The 20,709-nt window shown below is 64.9% G+C and carries 17 protein-coding genes; 12 read left to right on the top strand and 5 right to left on the bottom strand.

Annotated features, from left to right (window positions below; translation table 11 throughout):
- The first annotated feature begins 1 nt into the window (after position 1).
- Complete coding sequence (locus tag L21_RS06640) at positions 2 to 1,258, top strand: molybdopterin-binding protein (protein WP_074369707.1); 1,257 nt, start codon at positions 2 to 4, stop codon at positions 1,256 to 1,258.
- Between the two features lie 14 nt (positions 1,259 to 1,272).
- Here L21_RS06640 and L21_RS06635 read toward each other — a convergent pair whose 3' ends face one another.
- On the bottom strand, positions 1,273 to 2,085 hold the full coding sequence (locus L21_RS06635) for a hypothetical protein (protein ID WP_178377693.1): 813 nt from the start codon (positions 2,083 to 2,085) through the stop codon (positions 1,273 to 1,275).
- A gap of 78 nt (positions 2,086 to 2,163) precedes the next feature.
- Between L21_RS06635 and L21_RS06630 the strand changes: the two genes are divergently transcribed.
- From L21_RS06630 to L21_RS06590, 9 genes are all read left to right on the top strand, one after another.
- On the top strand, positions 2,164 to 2,991 hold the full coding sequence (locus L21_RS06630) for a ribonuclease III family protein (protein WP_256712581.1): 828 nt from the start codon (positions 2,164 to 2,166) through the stop codon (positions 2,989 to 2,991).
- Position 2,992: 1 nt separating this feature from the next.
- Positions 2,993 to 4,171: a DUF362 domain-containing protein gene (locus L21_RS06625; protein WP_074369705.1), complete on the top strand. Its 1,179-nt coding sequence runs from the start codon at positions 2,993 to 2,995 to the stop codon at positions 4,169 to 4,171.
- 211 nt (positions 4,172 to 4,382) lie between these two features.
- Positions 4,383 to 4,748 carry an HIT family protein gene (locus L21_RS06620; RefSeq protein ID WP_074369704.1) on the top strand — a complete coding sequence of 122 codons (366 nt, stop codon included), beginning with the start codon at positions 4,383 to 4,385 and terminating at the stop codon, positions 4,746 to 4,748.
- A 156-nt stretch (positions 4,749 to 4,904) separates the two neighbouring features.
- The gene (locus L21_RS06615; protein WP_074369703.1) at positions 4,905 to 6,809 is read left to right on the top strand and encodes an NADH-quinone oxidoreductase subunit 5 family protein; all 1,905 of its coding nucleotides are present in this window, start codon (positions 4,905 to 4,907) and stop codon (positions 6,807 to 6,809) included.
- Complete coding sequence (locus tag L21_RS06610; protein WP_074369702.1) at positions 6,806 to 7,666, top strand: respiratory chain complex I subunit 1 family protein; 861 nt, start codon at positions 6,806 to 6,808, stop codon at positions 7,664 to 7,666. Before L21_RS06615 ends, L21_RS06610 begins: the two co-directional genes overlap by 4 nt.
- A gap of 5 nt (positions 7,667 to 7,671) precedes the next feature.
- A complete protein-coding gene (locus tag L21_RS06605; RefSeq protein WP_074369701.1) occupies positions 7,672 to 8,148 on the top strand; it encodes an NADH-quinone oxidoreductase subunit B family protein in 477 nt (158 codons plus the stop codon).
- Positions 8,145 to 8,525 (top strand): NADH-quinone oxidoreductase subunit C, encoded by a 381-nt coding sequence (locus tag L21_RS06600; protein WP_074369700.1) that lies wholly within the window; start codon positions 8,145 to 8,147, stop codon positions 8,523 to 8,525. The genes L21_RS06605 and L21_RS06600 overlap by 4 nt, the downstream gene beginning before the upstream one ends.
- On the top strand, positions 8,510 to 9,589 hold the full coding sequence (locus tag L21_RS06595) for a hydrogenase large subunit (RefSeq protein ID WP_074369699.1): 1,080 nt from the start codon (positions 8,510 to 8,512) through the stop codon (positions 9,587 to 9,589). Before L21_RS06600 ends, L21_RS06595 begins: the two co-directional genes overlap by 16 nt.
- A gap of 22 nt (positions 9,590 to 9,611) precedes the next feature.
- Positions 9,612 to 9,989 (top strand): 4Fe-4S dicluster domain-containing protein, encoded by a 378-nt coding sequence (locus L21_RS06590; protein WP_256712574.1) that lies wholly within the window; start codon positions 9,612 to 9,614, stop codon positions 9,987 to 9,989.
- Positions 9,990 to 10,413: 424 nt separating this feature from the next.
- Here the strand turns inward: L21_RS06590 and L21_RS06585 are convergent, their stop codons facing one another.
- The 3 genes from L21_RS06585 to L21_RS06575 form a co-directional block, all read right to left on the bottom strand.
- Positions 10,414 to 11,784 carry a dihydrolipoyl dehydrogenase family protein gene (locus L21_RS06585; RefSeq protein ID WP_074369731.1) on the bottom strand — a complete coding sequence of 457 codons (1,371 nt, stop codon included), beginning with the start codon at positions 11,782 to 11,784 and terminating at the stop codon, positions 10,414 to 10,416.
- Positions 11,785 to 11,845: 61 nt separating this feature from the next.
- Complete coding sequence (locus tag L21_RS06580; protein WP_074369697.1) at positions 11,846 to 13,654, bottom strand: SLC13 family permease; 1,809 nt, start codon at positions 13,652 to 13,654, stop codon at positions 11,846 to 11,848.
- A gap of 67 nt (positions 13,655 to 13,721) precedes the next feature.
- Positions 13,722 to 14,456, bottom strand: coding sequence for a YkgJ family cysteine cluster protein (locus tag L21_RS06575; RefSeq protein WP_256712571.1), 735 nt, complete (start codon positions 14,454 to 14,456; stop codon positions 13,722 to 13,724).
- A 280-nt stretch (positions 14,457 to 14,736) separates the two neighbouring features.
- On the opposite strand from L21_RS06575, the gene L21_RS06570 reads away from it, so the two are divergent.
- Positions 14,737 to 15,672 carry a calcium/sodium antiporter gene (locus tag L21_RS06570; protein ID WP_074369696.1) on the top strand — a complete coding sequence of 312 codons (936 nt, stop codon included), beginning with the start codon at positions 14,737 to 14,739 and terminating at the stop codon, positions 15,670 to 15,672.
- 567 nt (positions 15,673 to 16,239) lie between these two features.
- The gene (locus L21_RS06565) at positions 16,240 to 18,165 is read left to right on the top strand and encodes a beta-propeller domain-containing protein (RefSeq protein WP_074369695.1); all 1,926 of its coding nucleotides are present in this window, start codon (positions 16,240 to 16,242) and stop codon (positions 18,163 to 18,165) included.
- Here the strand turns inward: L21_RS06565 and L21_RS06560 are convergent.
- A partial coding sequence (locus L21_RS06560) for a cation-translocating P-type ATPase (protein WP_074369694.1) occupies positions 18,123 to 20,709 on the bottom strand: 2,587 nt, incomplete at its 5' end. The two genes, L21_RS06565 and L21_RS06560, sit on opposite strands and share 43 nt — an antisense overlap.

The following is a 20,709-nucleotide window of genomic DNA, read 5'->3' as shown; positions in this document are numbered from 1 at the left end:
TATGGTGAGGGCGCGCTTCGATGCGAAACCGCTCGCGGAAGTCCGGGCGATGATGCGCTCAGCCTTCCCGTGCCCCGACCGGATCGTCACCCTTCCGGTTGCCGGGGCGGCCGGAAGGGTGACGGCAGGGCCCGTATACTCGTCCCTGACGATCCCGGCAACGGAGATCGCTGCACGAGACGGATTTGCCGTCGTGAGCGGCGAGACCCTCCGGGCGGGTGACGCGAGCCCCGTCCCGCTCAGGAACCCCAGCCGGGTGAACACGGGGAATGCGATCCCTCCCGGCTACGATGGGGTCGTCATGATCGAGGACGTCATCGGAAGAGACGGCGCCTGGTATACCAAAAAACCGGTGCTCCCCGGAGAACATATCCATCCGGCCGGCTCCGAGATCCGCCGGGGCGACCTGATCCTCCCGGCCGGGCACCGGATACGCCCCTGCGATATCGGGGCGCTCCTCTCCTGCGGGATCGTCACGGTGGACGTCCGGGAGGTGAAGGTCGGCCTCATCCCGACGGGGAGCGAACTTGTTCCGGCAGGCAACCTCCCGGGGCCGGGAGGGGCTGTCGAGAGCAACACCGCCGTTGCCGCGGCACTGCTCGGCGAGGCCGGCGCCACCTGCACCCGCTACGGGATCGTCCGCGACGAACCCGTGCTGCTCCGGCAGGCCATCACGGACGGCATCCGCGAAAACGACCTTCTCCTGATCTCCGCCGGCTCATCGGCAGGCACGCGCGACTTCACCGCCGCCGTCATCGGCGACCTCGGCAAGGTGCTTGTCCACGGCATCGCGATGAAACCGGGTGCACCGGCGATCGTCGGCCGGATAGACGGCAAACCGGTCATCGGGGTCCCGGGTTACCCGATCGCCGCCCTGACGGCCGCACGGGAACTTGCCCTCCCGCTGCTCGCGGCATGGGGATTCTCTCCCCCGCCGGCGGAGCGCCTCCGCGCCCGGCTCTCCGGGACGGTCACGGCGAACCCCGGCTACGACGAGTTCGTCCTCCTCACCGTCTCGCGGACAGGCGACGGATATGCCGCGATCCCCCTGCCGCGGGGGGCCGGGCCGCAGATGGCGCTGGTCCATGCAAACGCCTACCTGCACGTCCCCGCAGGCACCGGGGGCATCGGCGAAGGCACCGAGGTCGAGATCCTGCCGACCGGGCAGTGCCGGGAGCAGGACGAAATCTGCAAACCCACGCCGGAACAGCCGGTGCAGGATCGAAAAGAGACGTTTTCCGTGAAGGACGGCACCTGACGGGATTTCCGCGCTCAGGTTCCCGCCGTACCGTCGGCCGCACTCCCGGCCGAACCCGTCCGGCAGCCTCCCTCCTCGCCGTCGCTCTCACAGGTCTCCATCAGGGGGCGGATGCGCGCCTCAAGATGCGGGAGTCTCTCCCGGAACTCGCGTGCGAGCAGGAACGTCCGGACGGCGTCGCCCATCCCGCGATGGGCGGCGAGGAGATGCCGGCACTCCTGCGGGACGGGATACCTGAAGTGCGTCGAGGTGACGGTTGAATCGTCGGCGGAGAAATCGATGAGCCGGGCGAGGCGATCGAGGGAGAGAACCTGTTTCATCCTGAAGTGCCGCCGGATCTCCCTCTGGAGGTCGACGAGCATGCACCCGTCGAGCGAGAAGCCCGCGGCACGGAAGGCCCGCTTCTCCATGCTGGCAGCAAAGACGACGATTGCCGGGACATCCCCGGCCGAGACGATCGACTCCATGAAGAGGCGGAGATCGGCAAACGCATTCCGGGCCGTCGCCCTTGCCGCGGGCATCCCGCCACCCGGGATCCGGTAGGAGTGATCGTAGTGCATCCCGTACTCGCCGCGCCCCATGTTCGCCACGGTCGTCGCGACGCCGGCGGTTCTGCCGCACTCGTCGGTCACCTTCTTCCATATCTCGACATCGACGTCGTAGCGGAACTGCTCGCCCAGGTAGCGGACGCTGTCGTCCTGTGGCCGATGGACAACCGCGCCGATCTCGATCGGCATCATGACCGCCCGGCAGGTGCCGTAGACGTAACCGAACTCGATGTCCAGGTAGACCCGCCTGCCCGCCTCGTCCGCTTCCGGCTGCACCACGAGTAAGTATCTCTTCGGCGGCAACGAAAAGGTTTCGCGGATGCTCCGTATCCGGCAAAGGTTTATCCAGCAGGACATATGCCATCTTATAGAGAAGAGCGGCAGGGCGCCCTGCATCCGACGGACATGAAATTCTCCACCATCTGGACCAGAATAAATATCGCCGGCCTTTTCGGGAAGAGGCTCTCTCGGCGCCGTCCGGAGCCCATCGCTCTCGACCGGGAAACGGAAGTGCGTGCGCTCCTCGCCCGCCCCCCGTTCGGGATCACCGACGTCGCCGACTCCGCCCTCCCCCTCTACGACCGGGCGCTGACCCACCGGTCGTACGCAAACGGCGGGGAGTACCCGGCGGTGACGTTCGAGGACAACGAACGGCTCGAGTTCCTGGGGAACTACGTCCTCGACTTCGTCATAGCCGACCACCTTTACGGCGAGTACGACCTCCCGCCGGGTGAGATGAACCGGAGGCTCCAGGTGACCAGGAACACGAAACTCGCCGAGATCGTGCGGCGGCAGGGCCTCGGCATCGACGCCGCCGTCAGGGGGCACGGGCAGGCGCCGACCGACTCGATCGTCGCCGACGCCTTCGAGGCCCTGATCGGCGCGATCTACCTCGATCGCGGCCTCAGCGTGGCGCGGGATGTGGTGCTCGCGATATTCGAGGAAGAGATCGCGGGGTGCGATACCCACAGGAACTACCGTGGGAGGCTCCAGGAGTACGTCGCCCGGGAGAACCTCGGCGAACTCGAGTACGCCTTTCGCCAGACCGGGCCCGGGAACTGCCCGGTCTGGGCCGCACGGGTGACTGTCGGAGGTGTTCCGTCCGGAGAGGGGAGAGCAAAGACCAAACAGGGCGCGGCGATGCTCGCGGCAAAAGAGGCGCTCGGACGTTTCGGGGAGGGGTGAGGTGCGGACGGACAGCCGGGACGCGACCGTCGCGGTCGCCCGGTGCGACGATTACGTGCCGGAGAAGGTCGATGCGGCCGTCCGCCGCGCAGTCGAACTCGTCGGCGGCATCGGGAGGTTCGTCGCGCCGGGAGAGCGTGTCCTCCTCAAACCGAACCTCCTGCAGGGGCAGGAACCGGAGCGGTGCGTCACCACCCACCCGGCGGTCGTCGCTGCCGTCGCCCGGCTCCTCGTGGAGCACGGGTGCCGGGTCGTCATCGGCGACAGCCCCGGCGCCGGGATCGTCTACAGCGAGGCGAACCTGCGGCGGGCGTATTCGCGGAGCGGGTTTGCCGCGGCGGCCGGGGAGACCGGCACCACCCTGAACTACAATACCGGCTCGCAGATCGTCTCGTTCCCGGAAGGCAAGGTGATGAAACAGTTCTCCATCATCACTCCCGCCGTAGAGGCCGACGCGATCGTGGTTGTCTCGAAGGTGAAGACCCACATGTGGACGCGGATGACCGGCGCCGCAAAGAACCTCTTCGGACTGATTCCGGGACTGGAAAAACCGGTCCACCACTTCCGATTCCAGGACGAGTACACCTTCGGCAGGATGCTCGTCGATCTCAACGAGTGCATGAAGCCCCGGCTCCAGATCGTGGACGCGGTCGTCGGGATGGAGGGGGACGGCCCCCAGGCGGGGAGCCCGCGGAAGATCGGGGTCGTCCTTGCCGGGAGCGACTACGCGGCCGTCGACACCGTCCTCGCGCGGCTCATCGGCATGGACCCGCTCGAGATCGGAAGCACGAGAAGCGCGGCCGAGCGCGGGCTGTTCGATCCGGAGGACGTCCGGACGGTCGGCGACGACCCGGCGGAGTTCGCGGTCCCGGACTTCCGGAAACCCTCGACCTACGCCGGCGGCCGGACGGGCATCTGGCGGCGGGTCGTCCAGGCCGTCGTCCAGCGGTTCGGGAGGACCTACGCCCCCCGGCCCGGCGTGATCGCTTCTTCGTGCATAGGCTGTGGGAAGTGCGAGCGGATCTGCCCCGTGCACGCGATCACCGTCGCCGAAGGCAGAGCAACGATCGATCTTGCGCGCTGCATCAGGTGTTACTGCTGCCACGAGATCTGCGCCGAGCATGCCATCGGCCTCTCGCGGAGCCTCACCGGACGGCTCCTCGCCCGCCTGCTCGGGTGAGAATACACCGGGCAACACCCCCGGACACCGGCTTCTTTTCGCGGCTTCGCGCTCTCGCGTGAGAGCGTATTGTCACATATACTGTTAGCTCGCGCGAAGCCGTTTCGGTGCTCAACCTGACCGGATCACGCGGAACCGCGTTGCCGGACACCAGATTTCGCGAGGTATTGAGCCAAAAGGCTCATGAGTGATCCGGTCAGGTGCAGGGGCCATGCCATGTCCGTTCTGCAACCCGGCCCCCGAAGACATCGTTGCCGCAAACGATCTCTGCTACGCCCGCTACGACATCCACCCGGTCAGCCCCGGCCACCTGCTGGTGATCCCGTTCCGGCACGTCGAGAGTTACTTCGATACGACCGATGAAGAGAGGGCGGCCCTCGCCCGGCTCATCGACGACTGCAGGGCGCTCACCGACCACGACCGCCACCCCGACGGCTACAACATCGGCGTCAACGTCGGGGAGGCCGCGGGGCAGAACGTCATGCACGTCCACATCCACTTCATCCCGCGCTACCGGGGAGGTGCCGGAGAACACGGAGGAGGTGTTCGGGGCGTGTTCCCGTGCGAACCGGAATAACGGTGAACGTTGATCTTTGAGCACAATTCCCGGGTTTCTCACCGTGCCGCCGCGCCCGGCAGAGCGGCAGCAGGCATGCACCAGTCGATCCCCCGGGTGCTCATTTGGAATGATTAATTATGAAGGTAAGGCATAGGTACCCTACGAGGGACAATAGTGCAGACGCTGCTCTTCCTAATAGTATTCCCCATCCTCGTTGCGTGCCTTTTATTGTTCGTGAAGCGAACGACAATTCGCTACGCGGTGGTCGCCCTCTCGGCTCTTGCCATCGGCGGGGCTTCGATATACCTGCTCATGCGGTATGCCTTCGAGGGCGCGGTCTACTTCGCCGCGCCGTCGGGTGCGATCGACCTCGCTATGGTGGCCATCGAGATGGGTCTTGCGCTCTTCATCATCTACATGGGAGCGAAGTTCAGGAACTACCTGGCAATCCTGCTGGCCGTCATCCAGGCGGCGCTGGTGGTCTACCTCGAGATGACGTTCTCGGGGAGCCTTCATGCGGCGAACAACCTCTTCATCGACCAGTTCTCCATCATCATGGCCCTGATCATCGGGCTGATCGGGAGTCTCATAGCCGTATACGCGGTCAGGTACATGGAGACCTATCACCACCACCACCCGGAGGTGCGCGACCGGCAGACGTTCTTCTTCTTCGTCACCTTCGTCTTCCTCGCCGCTATGTTCGGCCTGGTCTTCTCGAACAACCTCATGTGGCTCTTCTTCTTCTGGGAGATCACCACTATCAGCTCGTTCTTGCTGATCGGTTACTCGGAGACCGAGGAAGCAACGAAGAACGCCTTCCGCGCCCTGGTGATGAACCTCCTCGGCGGCGTCGCCTTCGTCGTGGCAATCGTCCTCCTCGCCGCAACCGAACCGACGAGCGGGGGTATCGATCTCGCCCGGGTGCTCGCGTCCCCTGATGCGGCCGTCGTCCTGATACCGGTCGTCCTGATCGGGTTCGCCGGTATCACGAAGGCCGCGCTGATGCCCTTCTCCTCCTGGCTCCTCGGGGCGATGGTGGCCCCGACCCCGGTCTCGGCCCTGCTCCACTCGAGCACCATGGTCAAGGCCGGCGTCTACATCCTGGTCAGGTTCTCGCCGGTCTTCGCCGGGACGTTCGCCGGGTTCTCCATCGGTCTCGTCGGCGGAGTGACCTTCCTGGTTGCGTCCGCGATAGCGATATCACGGAGCGACGCGAAGTCGGTCCTCGCCTACTCGACGATAGCAAACCTCGGGCTGATAGCCGCCTGTGCGGGTGTCGGGACCTACATGCTCGTCTGGGCAGCGATCCTCCTGATCGTCTTCCACGCCGTCGCGAAGGCGCTCCTCTTCCTCGGGACCGGGGTGATCGAGCAGCGGACCGGGAGCCGTAACATCGAGGACATGGAGGGCCTGATCGTCCGGATGCCGAAGATGGCGGTGATGATGTTTATCGGGATCGCCGGTATGTTCCTTGCGCCGTTCGGTATGCTGATCTCGAAGTGGGCGGCGATCGAGGCGTTCGTCCAGGTCCCCTTCGGCCTGATCTTCATCGCCATCCTTGCCTACGGGAGCGCCGTCACAGTCTTCTTCTGGGCGAAGTGGATGGGCAAACTCGTCACGGTCACGCAGAATACGGAGCGGGTCGAGAAAGGGTTCTTCGAGGAATCCTGGGCCCCCCTCTACATCATCACCGGCCTCGTGATAGCGGCCGTCTTCCTCTTCCCGGTCATCTCCTCGATGCTGATTGAGCCCTACGTCCTCGCGATCTATGGGGTTACGGCACACCTTGCAGATGCGAACGTCGCCATCATGCTCCTGATGATGGCCCTCTTGCTGATCCTCCCCGTCTCGTTCCTCCTCTTCAAGAGGACCGCACGGCACCTCCCTGCCTACATGGGGGGGAGGCCCGCGACGCCGGACCTGCACTTCGCAGGCTCCCTCGGCCTGACCCGGGAGGCCCAGACGCGGAACTACTACCTCACCGAGTACTTCGGTGAGGCAAAGCTCTTCCGGCCGGGGGCGGCGGTCTGTATCGTCCTGATCCTGGTCTCCTGGATCCTCGCGGGGGTGGCGTTATGAACTGGCTCATCGGCGCAGTCCTCTTCCTCATCCTCGCGCCCATAGCCGGCGGCCTCATCGCCGGCATCGATAGAAAGATCACCGCACGGATGCAGGGGAGAGTTGGGCCGCCGCTCCTGCAGCCCTTCTACGACGTCGGCAAACTCTTCGAGAAGGAGCGGGCGGTCGTCACCACGGCGCAGAACTTCTACGTCCTCGCGTACCTGATCTTCATAGCCCTCTCCGGCGCGCTCTTCTTCGCGGGAGGGGACCTCTTACTGATCGTCTTCGCCTTCACGCTCGCCCACGTCTTCCTGGTGCTCGGGGCCTACGCGGTCCACTCGCCCTACAGCCACATCGGGGCGGAGCGGGAACTGATCCAGGTGATGGCCTACGAACCGATGATCATCCTCGCGGCCGTCGGGTTCTACATGGTCAGCGGGAGTTTCTACGTCACGGAGATCGCCGCCACGACCGTACCGGCGATCCTCTACCTCCCCGGCGTCTTCCTGGGCTTTGCCGTCATTCTCACGATCAAACTCAGGAAGTCGCCCTTCGACATATCGACGTCGCACCACGCGCACCAGGAGATCGTCAAGGGAATCACGACGGAGTTCTCGGGATCGACGCTCGCCCAGGTCGAGATCGCCCACTGGTACGAGAACGTCTTCCTCCTCGGGTTCGTCTTCCTCTTCTTCGCCTGGAACCCCGTGATCGGGGTCGTTGCAGTCGCAATCACCTACCTCGCCGAGATCTTCGTCGATAACGTCACCGCACGGGCGCGGTGGCAGGCGGCGCTGAAGAGCGGGTGGCTTGCAACGCTCCTCGGGATCGCGAACCTGGCGATCCTCTCCTATATGATGCTTGGGGGTGCATGAGTACCATGGCATTTCTGAAGCGATCGCCCTGGATCCTTCACTATGATGCATCCAGCTGCAACGGGTGCGACATCGAGGTGCTCGCGTGCCTGACCCCGCTCTACGACGTGGAACGGTTCGGCATCATCAACACCGGAAACCCGAAGCACGCGGATATCCTGATGATCACCGGCGGGATCAACGAGTTGAACCGGGCGGTGGTCAGGAACCTCTACGAGCAGATGCCGGAGCCGAAGGTTGTCGTCGCGATAGGCATCTGCGCCGCGACCGGCGGCATATTCCGGGAGTGTTACAACATCGCAGGCGGCGTCGACAAGGTTATCCCCGTCGATGTCTATGTCCCGGGATGCGCGGCGCGGCCGGAGATGATCATCGACGGCGTCGTTGCGGCGCTCTCGATTCTCGAGGAGAAACGGGCGAAGATGACCGGGGCGGCGCAGATAAAAGATGATGCGCGGCATGCGGCAGGTGAGAGCACATGACGGTTAACGAAGAGCAGACTACTATCGGCGTCGCGCTGGAGGACCTCATGCGTGAGGTCGAAGGGCTCCAGACCGGCGGATACCGCCTGGTCCAGATCGGGTGCACGGACATCGGCGGGGCTTACGAGGTCAACTACTCGTTCGACAAGGGCTACCAGTTCAGAAACCTCCGCCTGACGGTGGGGCCGGAGACGGAAGTCCCGAGCATCTCCGGGATCTACTGGGGAGCGTTCGTCTACGAGAACGAGATGCACGACCTCTTCGGGATCCCGGTCGCCGGGATCAACATCGATTTCAAAGGGACGTTCATCAAGACGGCGGAGAAGTATCCGTTCAGCGTCACGAGAAGGGGGGGTGACCGATGCCGGAACGCATAGTCGTCCCGTTCGGGCCGCAGCACCCGGTGCTGCCGGAACCGATCCACCTCGACCTCGTCCTCGAGGACGAGACGGTGGTAGAGGCGATCCCCTCGATCGGCTACATCCACCGGGGGCTTGAGCGACTGATCGAGAAGCGCGAGTTCACGGAGTATGTCTACGTGGCGGAGAGGATCTGCGGGATCTGCAGTTTCATGCACGCGCTCTGCTACAGTCAGGGTATCGAGGAGATCATGAAGATCGAGGTCCCCGACCGGGCACGCTACCTCCGGACGATCTGGTCGGAGTGTTCGCGTCTCCACTCCCACCTCCTCTGGCTCGGCCTCTTTGCGGATGGGATGGGCTTTGAGAACCTCTTCATGCGGTCCTGGCAGCTCCGGGAGAGCGTGCTCGACGTGCTCGAGGACACCACGGGCGGCCGGGTCATCCAGGGTACCTGCAAAATCGGCGGGGTCCGGCGCGACATAGGTGCGGAGAAACTCGCGGAGATGCACCGCGCGCTCGACCCCTTCGAGGAGCAGTGCCGGAACCTCGGCGACGTCTTCCTGAACGACGAGACGGTGAAGTACCGCCTCCAGGACCTCGGGGTCATCTCAAAGGACGAGGCCTACGCCCTCGGGGCGGCCGGACCGACCGCCAGGGGGAGCGGGGTCGCGATAGATCACCGCGAGACCGGCTACGCCGCCTACGGGGATCTCGGCTTCAAGCCGGTCGTGGAGACCGCCGGGGACTGCTACGCCCGGTGCGCCGTCCGGGTCAAGGAGGTCTACGCCTCCATCGACCTGATCCGCCGGGCGATCAGCGAGATGCCCGAAGGACCCCTCGACGTGAAGGTCAAGGGAGCGCCCGACGGCGAGTACTTCTCCCGCGTGGAGCAGCCGCGGGGCGAGGTCGTCCACTACCTGCGGGGCAACGGCACGAAGCACCTTGCCCGGGCCCGGATCAGGACGTCGACGCTCGCGAACATCCCGCCGCTCGTGAAGATGCTCCCGGGAGCCCAGCTCGCCGACGTCCCGGTCGTCGTCCTCTCGATCGACCCCTGCATCAGCTGTACGGAGAGGTGAAGAGAGCATGGGGATATTTCAGATGACAAAGACGGTTCTCCGGAACCTTGCCGGCGGGCCCGCAACCCGGCAGTACCCGGCGGTCCCGGCGCGAACAGGCCCCCTCACCCGGGGGCACGTCGTCTTCGACCCGGCCACCTGCCGCTCCTGCAGCCTCTGCTCGAAACGATGCCCGTGCGAGGCGATCCGTCTCGACAAGGAGGCGAAGGTCTGGGAGATCGACCGGATGCGGTGCATCGCCTGCGGCGACTGCGTCGAAGGGTGCCCGTTCGGGAGCCTCACGATGGAACCGGAGTACTTCGCGCCGGTGGTGGAGCACGTGGTGGAGCGCTACACTATCACCTACGTAAAACCCGAGAAGCCGGCGAAGAAACCGGTTGATGAGAGCGCGGGCGCGTGAAGTGAGGGGGGGCCGGGGCGAGGAAACCCCGCCGCGATCTTTTTTTTTGCAATTTTTTGACTGGCAACTATCGAACGGTAGGGGGTCAAAAGGTTAGCACATGCAATCGCAACTACTGAAACAGCCGGAACTATAAGAAAATCCCGTACACTGGACCGTGAGAATATCGCCACAGGGGGAAGGGGCTGACGGGGAGGGGGGAGCATCCCCCCTCCCCTGTCTCCGCCACTTATGGGAGCATGTGACCCCACCCCGCCCGGCCTCCGGCCTCCTCCCCCTTCCTGCGGGGGCAGTCACGGCGATAACCGGTGGAAAGCCGTGGATGGGCATACGTGATCGACATGAATTCGATCACCATCGGGCGCAAGGAATGGGGTGCGACCTTCGATATGTAAGAGCCATACCACCCCTTTGCCCCCATCGCTCACTTCCTCGCCAGCGGATGCACCATGTGGATGATATCGTAGGTGTTGCTCGGGTAAGCCCAGGGGATCGCGTCGAGCGTGAGGTCGTCCACCGTCAGACCGTGCTTGATCGCGAGGGCGAAGATGTTGATCACCTCCTCGACGTGCGGCCCGATGAGGTGGGCACCGAGGACCCGGCGGGAGTCCTCGTCGACCAGGATCTTGTAGCCGGCGTGCTTCTGGCCGATGCTCCGGTTGGTGAACCGCCCGGAGAGATCGCCGGCGTTGGCGACGTAGGGGATTCCCTTCTCCTTCGCCTTCTCTTCCGTGAGCCCGACGGATGCGATGGGCGGATTCGTGAAGACGGCGCTCGGGACGACGGAGTAGTCCGCGGCGCGGGCGTCGCCGCCCAGGATGTTGTCGACGACGATGTGGGCGTCCATCACCGCCACCGGGGTCAGCTGCGGGCTCCGCGGGTTCGCGTCCCCGGCAACGTAGACCCTGGGATTCGAGACGCTCCGGAGACGGTCGTCGACCACGATCCCCCGGCGGTCGGTCCCGACGTTCCCCGCGACAGGGTCGAGTTCCTCGACCGCAGAGACCCTGCCGGCGCCGTGGACGACCATATCGGCACCGAAGGTCTTCTCCTCCCCCTCCTTTCCGGCCCGCACGCGAAGGCCGGCGCCGCTCCTCTCGATCGAGACGAGCGGCATATTCGTCTGCACGTCGATCCCGGCCTCAACCGAGGCCAGCAGCAGGCGGTCGACGATATCGGGGTCAAACCCCGAGAGGACCCGGCCGCTTCGCTGCAGGATGGTCACCGCCGACCCGGCAGCGGCGGCGACGTGGGCGAACTCAAACGAGATGTAGCCCCCGCCGACGAAGACGATCCGTTCGGGGAGCGCTTCAAGGTAGAAGAAGTCGTCGCTCGACGTCATCAGGTCCTCGCCCGGGACGCCGAGCGGCCGGGCACGCGCACCGGCGGCGACCACGATGTACCGGGCGATGAGGGTGTCGTCGCCGACCGTCACCCGATCCGGCCCGGCAAAACGGGCAAGCCCATGATAGGTATCGATCCCTGCCCCCCGGAACCCCTCCTCCTTTCGCCGGGGAATGGGATCGGTGAAGGTCCGTTCGAAGGCAACCAATTGAGGCCAATCGATCGAGACCGCTCCCCGGATGCCGTTCCCCTGCTGGTCACGGACACGGGAAACCACCTCGGCGGCACCGGCGAGCACTTTTTTGGGGACACAGCCCCGCAGGCCGCACGTCCCGCCGTACTCCCCGGAATCAACGATCGCTACCCGCATCCCGGCCTTCCTGCAGTGCCAGGCGACGTCGGAACCGGCGACCCCCGTCCCGATAACGACGAGATCGTACTCCCGCTCCATAATGAGGCTGCGGTTGCTGCAGGGCGCCATAAAGGTTTACCCCGGGACGGGGGCCGGGAGATCAGAAGTAGAGGAGCGAGACGATGCCGACGGCGATGAGGATGAAGACGACCGTCATGACGCTCCCGGGAACGATATAGTCCCGGGGCCGGTAGTTCCCCGGGCCCATCAGGAGGGCGTTCACCGGGTGCGTCGGGAGGAGGAATGAGTTGGAGGTGCATATCCCGACGAGGAGCGCGAGACCGCGGGGATCGAGCCCGAACGAACCCGCCATCACGAGCGCGAGCGGGACCAGGATGACGGTTGCGGCGATATTCGAGATCACAAGCGAGAAGGCGGTCGCGAGAAGCGCAACCGCGACGAGGATGAGGAGCGTCGGGTACCCGGCGACCAGATCGGCCGTCTGGTCCGCGATGAACCGGGCGGCCCCGCTCGTCTCCATGGCGATGCCCAGAGGGAGGAGGCCGGCAATCAGCGTGAGCGTCCGCCAGTCGATAGCCCGGTAGACCTCGCCGACCGGGACGACCCCGAGGAGAATCATCGCGAGCACCCCCGAGAGAAGGCTTGTCGCTATCGAAAGGCCCGTGTAGGTGAGGCCGACGGCGGCAACAAAGCAGAGGACGGCGGCAACAAAGCAGAGGACGGCGGCGGGCGCACCGCGTTCGCGAACCCCCGCCCGCCCCTCGACGGGGGTTGCCAGGACGAAGTTCCGGTTCGTGGCGAGCGCCCGGAGCCGTTCCCACCGCCCTAAAACGACCATCGCGTCCCCCGCCTGCAGGGGGCGGTCGGCCAGGTTCTGCCGCTGCTCCTCGGTGCCGGAGAGGAGGATCAGCACCTCGACGCCGTAGGTTACCCGGAACTCGAGGTCGCGAAGCGTCTTGCCGACGATCTCTCCATACGGGCGGACGATCACCTCCGCAAATCCCACGTTCGGGTCGGCCATGACGTTCGCGGTGCTCTCTCCCGCCCGAACCCACTCGAGCCCGAAATCGTCCATGAACCGTTCGACGTCAGGGTCGTGCCCGAGGATGCCGAGCTCCTGCCCGGCGGCGAACCGGGTGTAGCGCCACGGGGTGTAGACGACCTCGCCCCGCTCGGCAAGGGAGATGAGGTGAAGGTTGTAGCGCGAGATCATGTGCGCCGCCTCCCGTGTCATCCCGACGAGCGGGCTTCCCGCCGGAACCCGCAGGTAGAATATCACGCAGGGGGGGCACCAGGTCCGGATGAGTTCCTCCTGCGGGCTCAGCCGCACCTTCTCGCGCCGGGGCAGAACCCGGTCGCCGAAGAAGCAGAAGAAGGCGATACCGGCAATCAGGAGCGGCACGCCGACGGGCGTGACGGCAAAGAGCCCGAAGGGAGCATACCCCTGCTGGGAGAGGAGATCGTTGAGGATGATGAGGGTGCCCGCCCCCACCATGCTGATGGTACCCCCGAGGGTCGCGGCGTAGCCGACGGGCAGGAGAAGCCGCGATGCCGGAACCCCGGAGAGCGACGATACCCGCAGGAGCGAGGGGAGGAAGACGGCGGTCGCCCCGACGCTCTGCATGAACGCCGAGAGTGAACCGGCGACGATGGATGCGGCGGCAATGAGCCGACGCTCGCCGATCCCGGCAAACCCGACGATCGCGCGGGCGATGCGGATCGTCACCCCCGTCCGGTCGAGCCCGCGGCCGAGCACCATCACGGAGAGCATCGCGATGACCGCGCTGCTCGAAAACCCGGAGAGGGCCTGCGCCGGCGTGACGAGCCCGAGCCACGCGAGCGCGAGGGTCACGAACACGGCGGCGACGTCGACCCTGACGGCGCCGGAGATGAAGAGGACGGCGGCGGCGGCCACCACCAGCAGGGTGAGGAGGATCTCGGTCTCCATCGGGCACCCGGGGGTGAGCGGAGCAGAAAAAAGGTGCGGGCCGGCGGTCTCGAAACCGGCCGGAGCGTTACTGCCCGTACACGTCGCGGGTGACCCGGTGCGGCTCAAACCGCCCGCGGTGGAAGACCCGGACCTCGACCTCCGCACCCTTCCTGAAGTCCCGCATCAGGAGGTCGTACGTCCGCCGGACGTAGCGCAGCCCTTCCCGGTCGAAGAGGTCGCGGAGAGCCTGCCGGAACCGGATCTCCTGCTCGAGAAACGCCGCCTCGTAAGCCCGGGTCTCCCGCGCAATCCGGATGCATTCGGCATCGTCGATTGGGTTGTTGTAGGACCCGTGCTTGTTCAGACCGCCGATCTGCCGCCAGTCGACGACGCCCTTCTCGTCGGCCTCCCGGTGGAGCATGTAAGGGTAGACCCGGCAGATGGCGAACCGCCGATCGTAGATGCTACACCTGCCGTCCTCGAGGAAAATGCAGGAACCGTCCGGTTTTGTCCGGAGAGCGTAGCCCGACACATAGAACCGCCCCTCCTGATCGCAGGCGTCGAACGCGGGCGCCGGGATGACGGCGTCCGGCAAGAGCGAGCGGACGGTGTCGGTATCCTCCTCCAGCAGAAAGACGTGGCCGTTGAACTCCCGCGTGCAGCACCGGCCGCAGCAGTCGCAGGAGAACCCCACCTCCCGGATGATCGCGATGAATTCCTCTTCCGGGAACCGGAGAAGCCTCTCCCGTTCCGCTTCAAGGGCAGCAATCTGTTCGTCGAACGTGAACGTAACCGGCAGCCTCCATTGTCCGCCCGGCACGAATGCCGGGACTTCTTCCCTCAGGTGTTGGATGCGGGGAGGGATATGCCCTTTGGCACCCGCCTTCTTACGGCTTTTTCCCAAAGGTAGCAACGGAGATCTGGAGCCGGTTCATCGCCGCGTCGTCGAAGGCGGCGACCGCACAGACCCCGAACACCACGCGTACAGCCGACCTTCAACCCTGCACGCCCCATCGGGCGGCCGGATGCCCCGGGTAAAGGTTCGGAAACGTATTAGGAGAACTCCACCCAACTATAACCACCATATCCGGGGCATTCTCATGATCGTGACCGCCATTATGTTCATCGTCGGCCTGGCTCTCCTCGTCAAAGGAGCCGATCTCTTTGTGGGCGGGGGGAGCGGCCTCGCCCTCCGTCATCGTATCTCACCGGCCCTGATCGGGTCAACGATCATCGCGTTCGGCACGTCGCTTCCGGAACTCGTCGTCAGCACGAACGCCGCAGCCACGGGGAACACCGGTATTGCACTCGGAAACGTCATCGGAAGCAACATCGCAAATATCGCACTCATCCTCGCCCTCTGCACCCTCATCCGGCCCGATATGGTCGCCATGTCGGGGGCGTCCCGCTCCTCGCTCGTCCGGAACACCGTGCTGATGCTCGTTGCGACGGTGGCGTTCGCCCTGCTCGCCGCAAGGGGCACGCTCGACGCCCTCGCCGGAGCGCTGCTCCTCATCCTCTTCGTGGTCATCCTTTACCTCCTCATACGGGAGGGGCGCGAGGAGGGGGACGTCGATATCAAGTCCCACGGGTGGACCGACATCCTCTACATCGGCCTCGGTCTTGCGGCCGTCATCATCGGGGCGCAGCTCGTCGTCGACGGGGCCGTTACGCTCGCGGAGGCGTTCGGAATCCCGGCCTTCGTCATCGGCGTATCAATCGTCGCCGTCGGCACGTCGCTCCCGGAACTTGCGACCTCGCTCGTCGCGGCCGTGAGAGACGAGGGCGCCATCTCCATCGGCAATATCCTCGGGAGCAACATCTTCAACCTTCTCCTGGTTCTCGGGGTAAGCCTCCTCCTCGCACCGGTCACCGTCGGGTCGCTTGTCGACATCGCCGTCGTCGTCCTCTTCTCGATCGCGATCCTCCCCCTGCTCTTTGCCCGCCCTTCCGTCGTCCGGGGCTGGTCGGCCCTCCTGCTCCTCGGCTACGCCGCCTACATCGCCTGGAGCTTCGGGGCGGGGCCGATCAGGTGAGAGCTTCTTTGGGAAAAATGGTTGACCGGACGTATACGCGATCCACTCCCGGATCCGTGCCCGGTTCGCGTAACTGAAAATCCCGGGTCTTCTCAAGTGCATAGGGTTCCGTTCGGCAGAAAGAGAAGAACGTCAGTCGTCTCACGCTCTGCACTCTCGATGCTCAAATCGGCGTTTCATTCGTCTTTCCTTGAAACTCTCCAAGTTTCCCATGGCTCATTGTCGCTCAGTACGTTTGCACCTCGAAAACCTTCGGGCATCTCAAACCCTGAAAGTTATGTCAATCACACCTTAGGCCAGTTGTACTGAGGGTCCTAAACCCGTCCACGGCTTTCCACCGGATATCGCAACTGGGGGAGGGGTTGCAGGGGGGATACCCCCTCCCCTGTCCCCACCCCCATGGCGATACTCCCACGGTCCACTGTACCGAGTTACTTGGAAAATACACCGGACTCCGTCTCCCCAAACCCACCACCATCTCACCCGGAAGACTTCGAAAATATTCGTAGGTTACGCAAACCTGATGCATCGGCACGTGCATCTCCCTCTATCGGAAGGTGAACGGATATGGAGAAGTGGAGTCCGGTGCTGGTCGTCGTTCTCGGGAGTCTGGTGATCGCCGCGATCATCGGGACCGCCCTCGCATCAGAGGACGCCGGGAACGAGACCCTGGGAGATTTGCAGAAGTTTTCGTCGAAAGAAGAGATCGAGGCGTTCCTGAAGGAACACGCGCGGGGGGTGGAGCACAGTAACGGCTACTCCTGGCTGCCGGGGGCCGGCGGACGGGAGACCGCCATGGACGCGCCTGCACCGACGAGCGCACCGCCCGGCCAGACGGCCGCCCGCGACTACTCAACCACGAACGTGCAGGTAGAGGGGGTTGACGAGGCCGACTTCCTGAAGAACGACGGAAGATACATCTACGTCATATCGGGCGAGTCGCTTGCGATCCTCGAAGCATTCCCGGCAGAGGATGCGAAGATCGTATCCGAGACCCGGATCGAAGGAACCCCGACGGCGCTCTTCCTTGCCGGCGACCGCCTGGTGGTCTTTGCTGCCGGAAGGGAAGAGAGCATGACCACCGTGAAAGGGAGTGTAGCACCCATCCCCGTCCAGCGGATGGTGACGCACGCATACATCTATGATATCGGCGACCGGAGCAATCCCGACCTGGTCCGGACGCAGACCTTCACCGGCAGTTACTACAACGCCCGGATGATCGGCGACGACGTCTACGTCCTCACGCAGGAAGCACCCCTCTGGATCCGGGACGAGATCGCCCTTCCCGAGGTGCGGACGGACGGCGGCGAGCCCATCATGCCCGACGTCTACCGCCCCGGGACACCTCTGCAGAACTATGTCTTCTACACCGCAAGCGCCTTCTCCGTTAGAAACGACAGGAGCACCCCCGACGCCGAGACGTTCCTCCTCGGCTACGACACCACTCTCTTTGTGTCGCAGAAGAACCTCTACATCGGCTACCGCTACATGGGGGCCGCCTACTCCGGCCCGGTCGCCGCAACGATGCCCGACTACGCCGGCAGCCGGGAGGAGACGATCATCCACCGGTTCGCTATCGATGACGGAAGGATCGACTATCAGGCCATGGGCAGGGTTCCCGGGCACCTCCTGAACCAGTTCTCGCTCGACGAGTACGGGGAGAATCTCCGGGTGGCGACGACCGTCGAGGGCTGGACACGTGAGAGGTCTTTCCAGTACAACAACGTCTACGTCCTCAACCCCGCGATGGAGACCATCGGGACGCTTGAACACCTCGCGCCGGACGAGCGGATCTACGCCGCCCGGTTCGTCGGTGACCGGCTCTACCTCGTGACGTTCAAGCGGGTCGATCCGCTCTTCGTCATCGATCTCTCGGATCCGAAACACCCCGGCATCCTCGGGAAACTCAAGATCCCCGGCTACTCCGACTACCTCCACCCCTATGACGCCGACCACATCATCGGGATCGGCAAAGAGACGAGCGAGAACACCTGGGGCGGCGTCTCGGTGGAAGGGCTCAAGATCGCGCTCTTCGACGTCTCGGACGTGAACAACCCGATACAGGTCGATACGGTCGTGATCGGGGAGCCCGGGACCGACTCGGAGGCCCTTCGCGACCACAAGGCCTTCCTCTTTGTGAAGGAGAAGAACCTCCTCGTCATCCCGGTGAGCGAGATAAAACGGGTGGAGAACCCCGAATCGAGGTATCCCGGCTCCTACGGCACCACGACCTGGCAGGGGGCTTACGTCTACTCGGTAAAACCGGAAGACGGGTTCACTCTCCGGGGCACGGTCGCCCACGCGGAGAAGGGATCCCCCTACACCTGGGACTCGGCCGACGCGGTGCGGCGGTCGCTCTTCATGGACGACACCCTCTACACCGTCTCGCATAGAAGCATCGTCATGACCGATCTCGCCGACGGCAGCCGGATCAACGAGGTCTTCCTCCCCTACCGGTGGGGGATCTCCCCGACCCCGGTTCCGGTCTGGTGAACCGGAGGCCGGTGGCTCCTGACCGCCTTGAAGATCTCCATCACGACCACGACCGAGGAGGCGAGGGCGAGCAGTACGAGCCACTCGACCGGGGAGACGGGTTGCAGCTGGAGGACGTCCTGGAGGAAGGGGACGTAGAGCGCGAGGATGTGGATACCCTGCGCGGCGATGACGCCGGCGACCAGGAAGTAGTTGCGGCTGATGGGGACGCGGAACGCGGAGAGGCACTCCGACCGGCAGTTGAAGACATGGAAGTTCTCGAAGAGCACCATCAGCAGGACGAGCAGATTCCGGGCCGCGAACACGTCCCACCCGTTTGAGATAAGCCAGTGCCAGGTTCCGAGCGCGACGAGCGCGATGGTCGTCCCGGAGATGAGCACCTCCTCTATCATCAGCCGATTGAAGATCCCCTCCTCCGATCTACGCGGCGGCCGTTTCATGACTCCGGGCTCACCGCCCTCGAACGCCAGCGCCACGTCCTGGATACCGTTCGTCACCAGGTTCAGCCAGAGGAGCTGGACCGCGAGGAGAGGCAGCGGGAGACCGATCAGGAGGGCGAGCATGAAGAGGAGCACCTCCGCAAACCCGGTCGAGACCAGGAGGTAGACGACTTTACGGACGTTCTCGTAGGCATACCGCCCTTCCTCGATCCCGGCAACGATCGAGGCGAAGTCGTCGTCGGTGACGATCAGCGACGCCGTATCTTTAGCGACGTCGGTCCCGGAGCCCATCGCGACCCCGATGTTCGCGCTCCGGAGCGCCGGCGCGTCGTTGACCCCGTCCCCGGTGACCGCGACGTAGACCCCGCTCTCCCGGTAGGCCTCGACGATCCGGAGTTTCTGCAGCGGCGTCACCCGGGCAAAGACCCGGGCACCCTGCACCCGGTCGACGAACTCCGAGAACGTCGGGATCTCGTCATCGCCCAGTTCCGAGCCGGTGATCACCTGACCCGGAGAATCCGCGATCTCGAGGTCCCGTGCGATGGCAAGAGCCGTGGCGGGGTGATCCCCCGTCACCATCACCACGTCGACCCCGGCGTCACGGCACCGCCGGACGGCGTCGGGCACGTCGGGCCGGATCGGGTCGATGAACCCGACCAGGCCGAGGAGCTCGAGGGGAGGGAGCGTGGGGTTCTCTGCGGGGACTTCTCCCTCCGCACGACCCTCTGCCACGGCGAGCACCCGGTAGCCATGGGAGGTGAGAGTATCGAGCTCCTCCTGCACCCGATTCTGGTCGAGCGGCACGCTGCCGTCCGGCCCGCCGGCCATGGTGCGGCAGAACGGGAGAACGGTCTCGACGGCCCCCTTGACCGCCACCAGGGTTTCCTCCCCATCCCGGTACCAGACGGCGGCGTACCGCCGCTCGGACTCGAAGGGAATCTCGGCGACGATGGGAACGCCCTCACGGATACCGGCAGGGTCGAGCCCAAGTTTGTAGGTGAGCGCGAGGAACGCCACGTCGATCGCGTCGCCCCGGTGCGCCCACTCCCCCTCATCGGTTCGCTCCAGGGCGGCCTCGTTGCTGATCGTCGCCGCCCGGGCCAGGTGTTCCAGTCGGTTGCGGGCGGAACCGGATACGGGGTTCCCTTCCTCGCTGACAACCTCCCCCTCACCCGCGTACCCGGCTCCAGTGACCGAGAACACTTCGCCTGTGGGCAGAGCGACGACCCGGGCGGTCTGCTGGTTTACCGTGAGGGTGCCGGTCTTGTCGCTCGCGATCAGCGTGCAACTCCCGAGGCTCTCCACGGCCGCGAGGAACCGGACGATGACGTTTCGTCCGGCCATCCGTGACGTCGCGATCGAGAGCGCGACGGTCAGGGCGATCGGCAGGCCTTCGGGGATCGCCGAGACGGCGAGCGCGACGGCGAGGAAGAAGACCTCAAGCGGGGGCACCCCCTGGCCGAGGACGATGAACGCAAGCACCCCGGTGGCGGCAAGGACGGCGATGCTGATCTTTTTCGAGAAGTCTTCCATGCGGATGACGAGCGGAGGTTTGCCCGCCTCCGACGTCGTGACCGTCTCGGCGATCTGCCCGATCTCGGTGTTCTGGCCGGTCGCGACCACGACTCCTGTAGTCCGGCCGCTCATGATAGTGCTGCCGGCATAGAGCATATTCAGACGGTCGGCCAGGGGTAGCGAGGCGTCGAGGGCATCCGGACGCTTTTGAATCGCATGCGACTCGCCGGTCAGGAGCGACTCGTCGACGGCGAGTGACTGCGCCCTGACGATACGGATATCGGCAGGGACACGGTCGCCCGACTCCAGAACGACCCGGTCGCCGGGGACAAGGTCTTCTGCCGGGACGGTCTCCTCGCGACCGTCCCGCTCCAACCGCGTATGGATCTTGAGCATCTGCTGCAACGCCGTTGCGCTCCGCTCCGCCTTCACCTCCTGGAACGCCCCGACGACGGCGTTCACCAGGATGACGATGAAGATGAAGACCGCGTCGGTGAAGTCGGCGAAGAGGAGCGAGATGATCCCCGCTGCAAGGAGCACGTAGATGAGCGGGCTCGTGAACTGGCGGAGGAAGGTCTCAAGCACCGTC

This window comes from Methanoculleus chikugoensis (assembly GCF_900095385.1).
Taxonomy (GTDB): domain Archaea; phylum Halobacteriota; class Methanomicrobia; order Methanomicrobiales; family Methanoculleaceae; genus Methanoculleus; species Methanoculleus chikugoensis_A.
The sequence above is the reverse complement of the archived record's forward strand: the minus strand, read 5'-3'. Positions and strand labels throughout refer to the sequence as shown.

What these genes read in the sequence shown, in the direction of transcription:
- L21_RS06605 (WP_074369701.1), top strand. Translation starts at nt 7,672, where the DNA reads ATGGCATTTCTGAAGCGATCGCCCTGGATCCTTCACTATGATGCATCC.
- L21_RS06565 (WP_074369695.1), top strand. Translation starts at nt 16,240, where the DNA reads ATGGAGAAGTGGAGTCCGGTGCTGGTCGTCGTTCTCGGGAGTCTGGTG.
- L21_RS06580 (WP_074369697.1), bottom strand. Translation starts at nt 13,654, where the DNA reads ATGGAGACCGAGATCCTCCTCACCCTGCTGGTGGTGGCCGCCGCCGCC.
- L21_RS06610 (WP_074369702.1), top strand. Translation starts at nt 6,806, where the DNA reads ATGAACTGGCTCATCGGCGCAGTCCTCTTCCTCATCCTCGCGCCCATA.
- L21_RS06585 (WP_074369731.1), bottom strand. Translation starts at nt 11,784, where the DNA reads ATGGAGCGGGAGTACGATCTCGTCGTTATCGGGACGGGGGTCGCCGGT.
- L21_RS06600 (WP_074369700.1), top strand. Translation starts at nt 8,145, where the DNA reads ATGACGGTTAACGAAGAGCAGACTACTATCGGCGTCGCGCTGGAGGAC.
- L21_RS06620 (WP_074369704.1), top strand. Translation starts at nt 4,383, where the DNA reads ATGCCATGTCCGTTCTGCAACCCGGCCCCCGAAGACATCGTTGCCGCA.
- L21_RS06630 (WP_256712581.1), top strand. Translation starts at nt 2,164, where the DNA reads ATGCCATCTTATAGAGAAGAGCGGCAGGGCGCCCTGCATCCGACGGAC.
- L21_RS06595 (WP_074369699.1), top strand. Translation starts at nt 8,510, where the DNA reads ATGCCGGAACGCATAGTCGTCCCGTTCGGGCCGCAGCACCCGGTGCTG.
- L21_RS06590 (WP_256712574.1), top strand. Translation starts at nt 9,612, where the DNA reads ATGACAAAGACGGTTCTCCGGAACCTTGCCGGCGGGCCCGCAACCCGG.
- L21_RS06570 (WP_074369696.1), top strand. Translation starts at nt 14,737, where the DNA reads ATGATCGTGACCGCCATTATGTTCATCGTCGGCCTGGCTCTCCTCGTC.
- L21_RS06640 (WP_074369707.1), top strand. Translation starts at nt 2, where the DNA reads ATGGTGAGGGCGCGCTTCGATGCGAAACCGCTCGCGGAAGTCCGGGCG.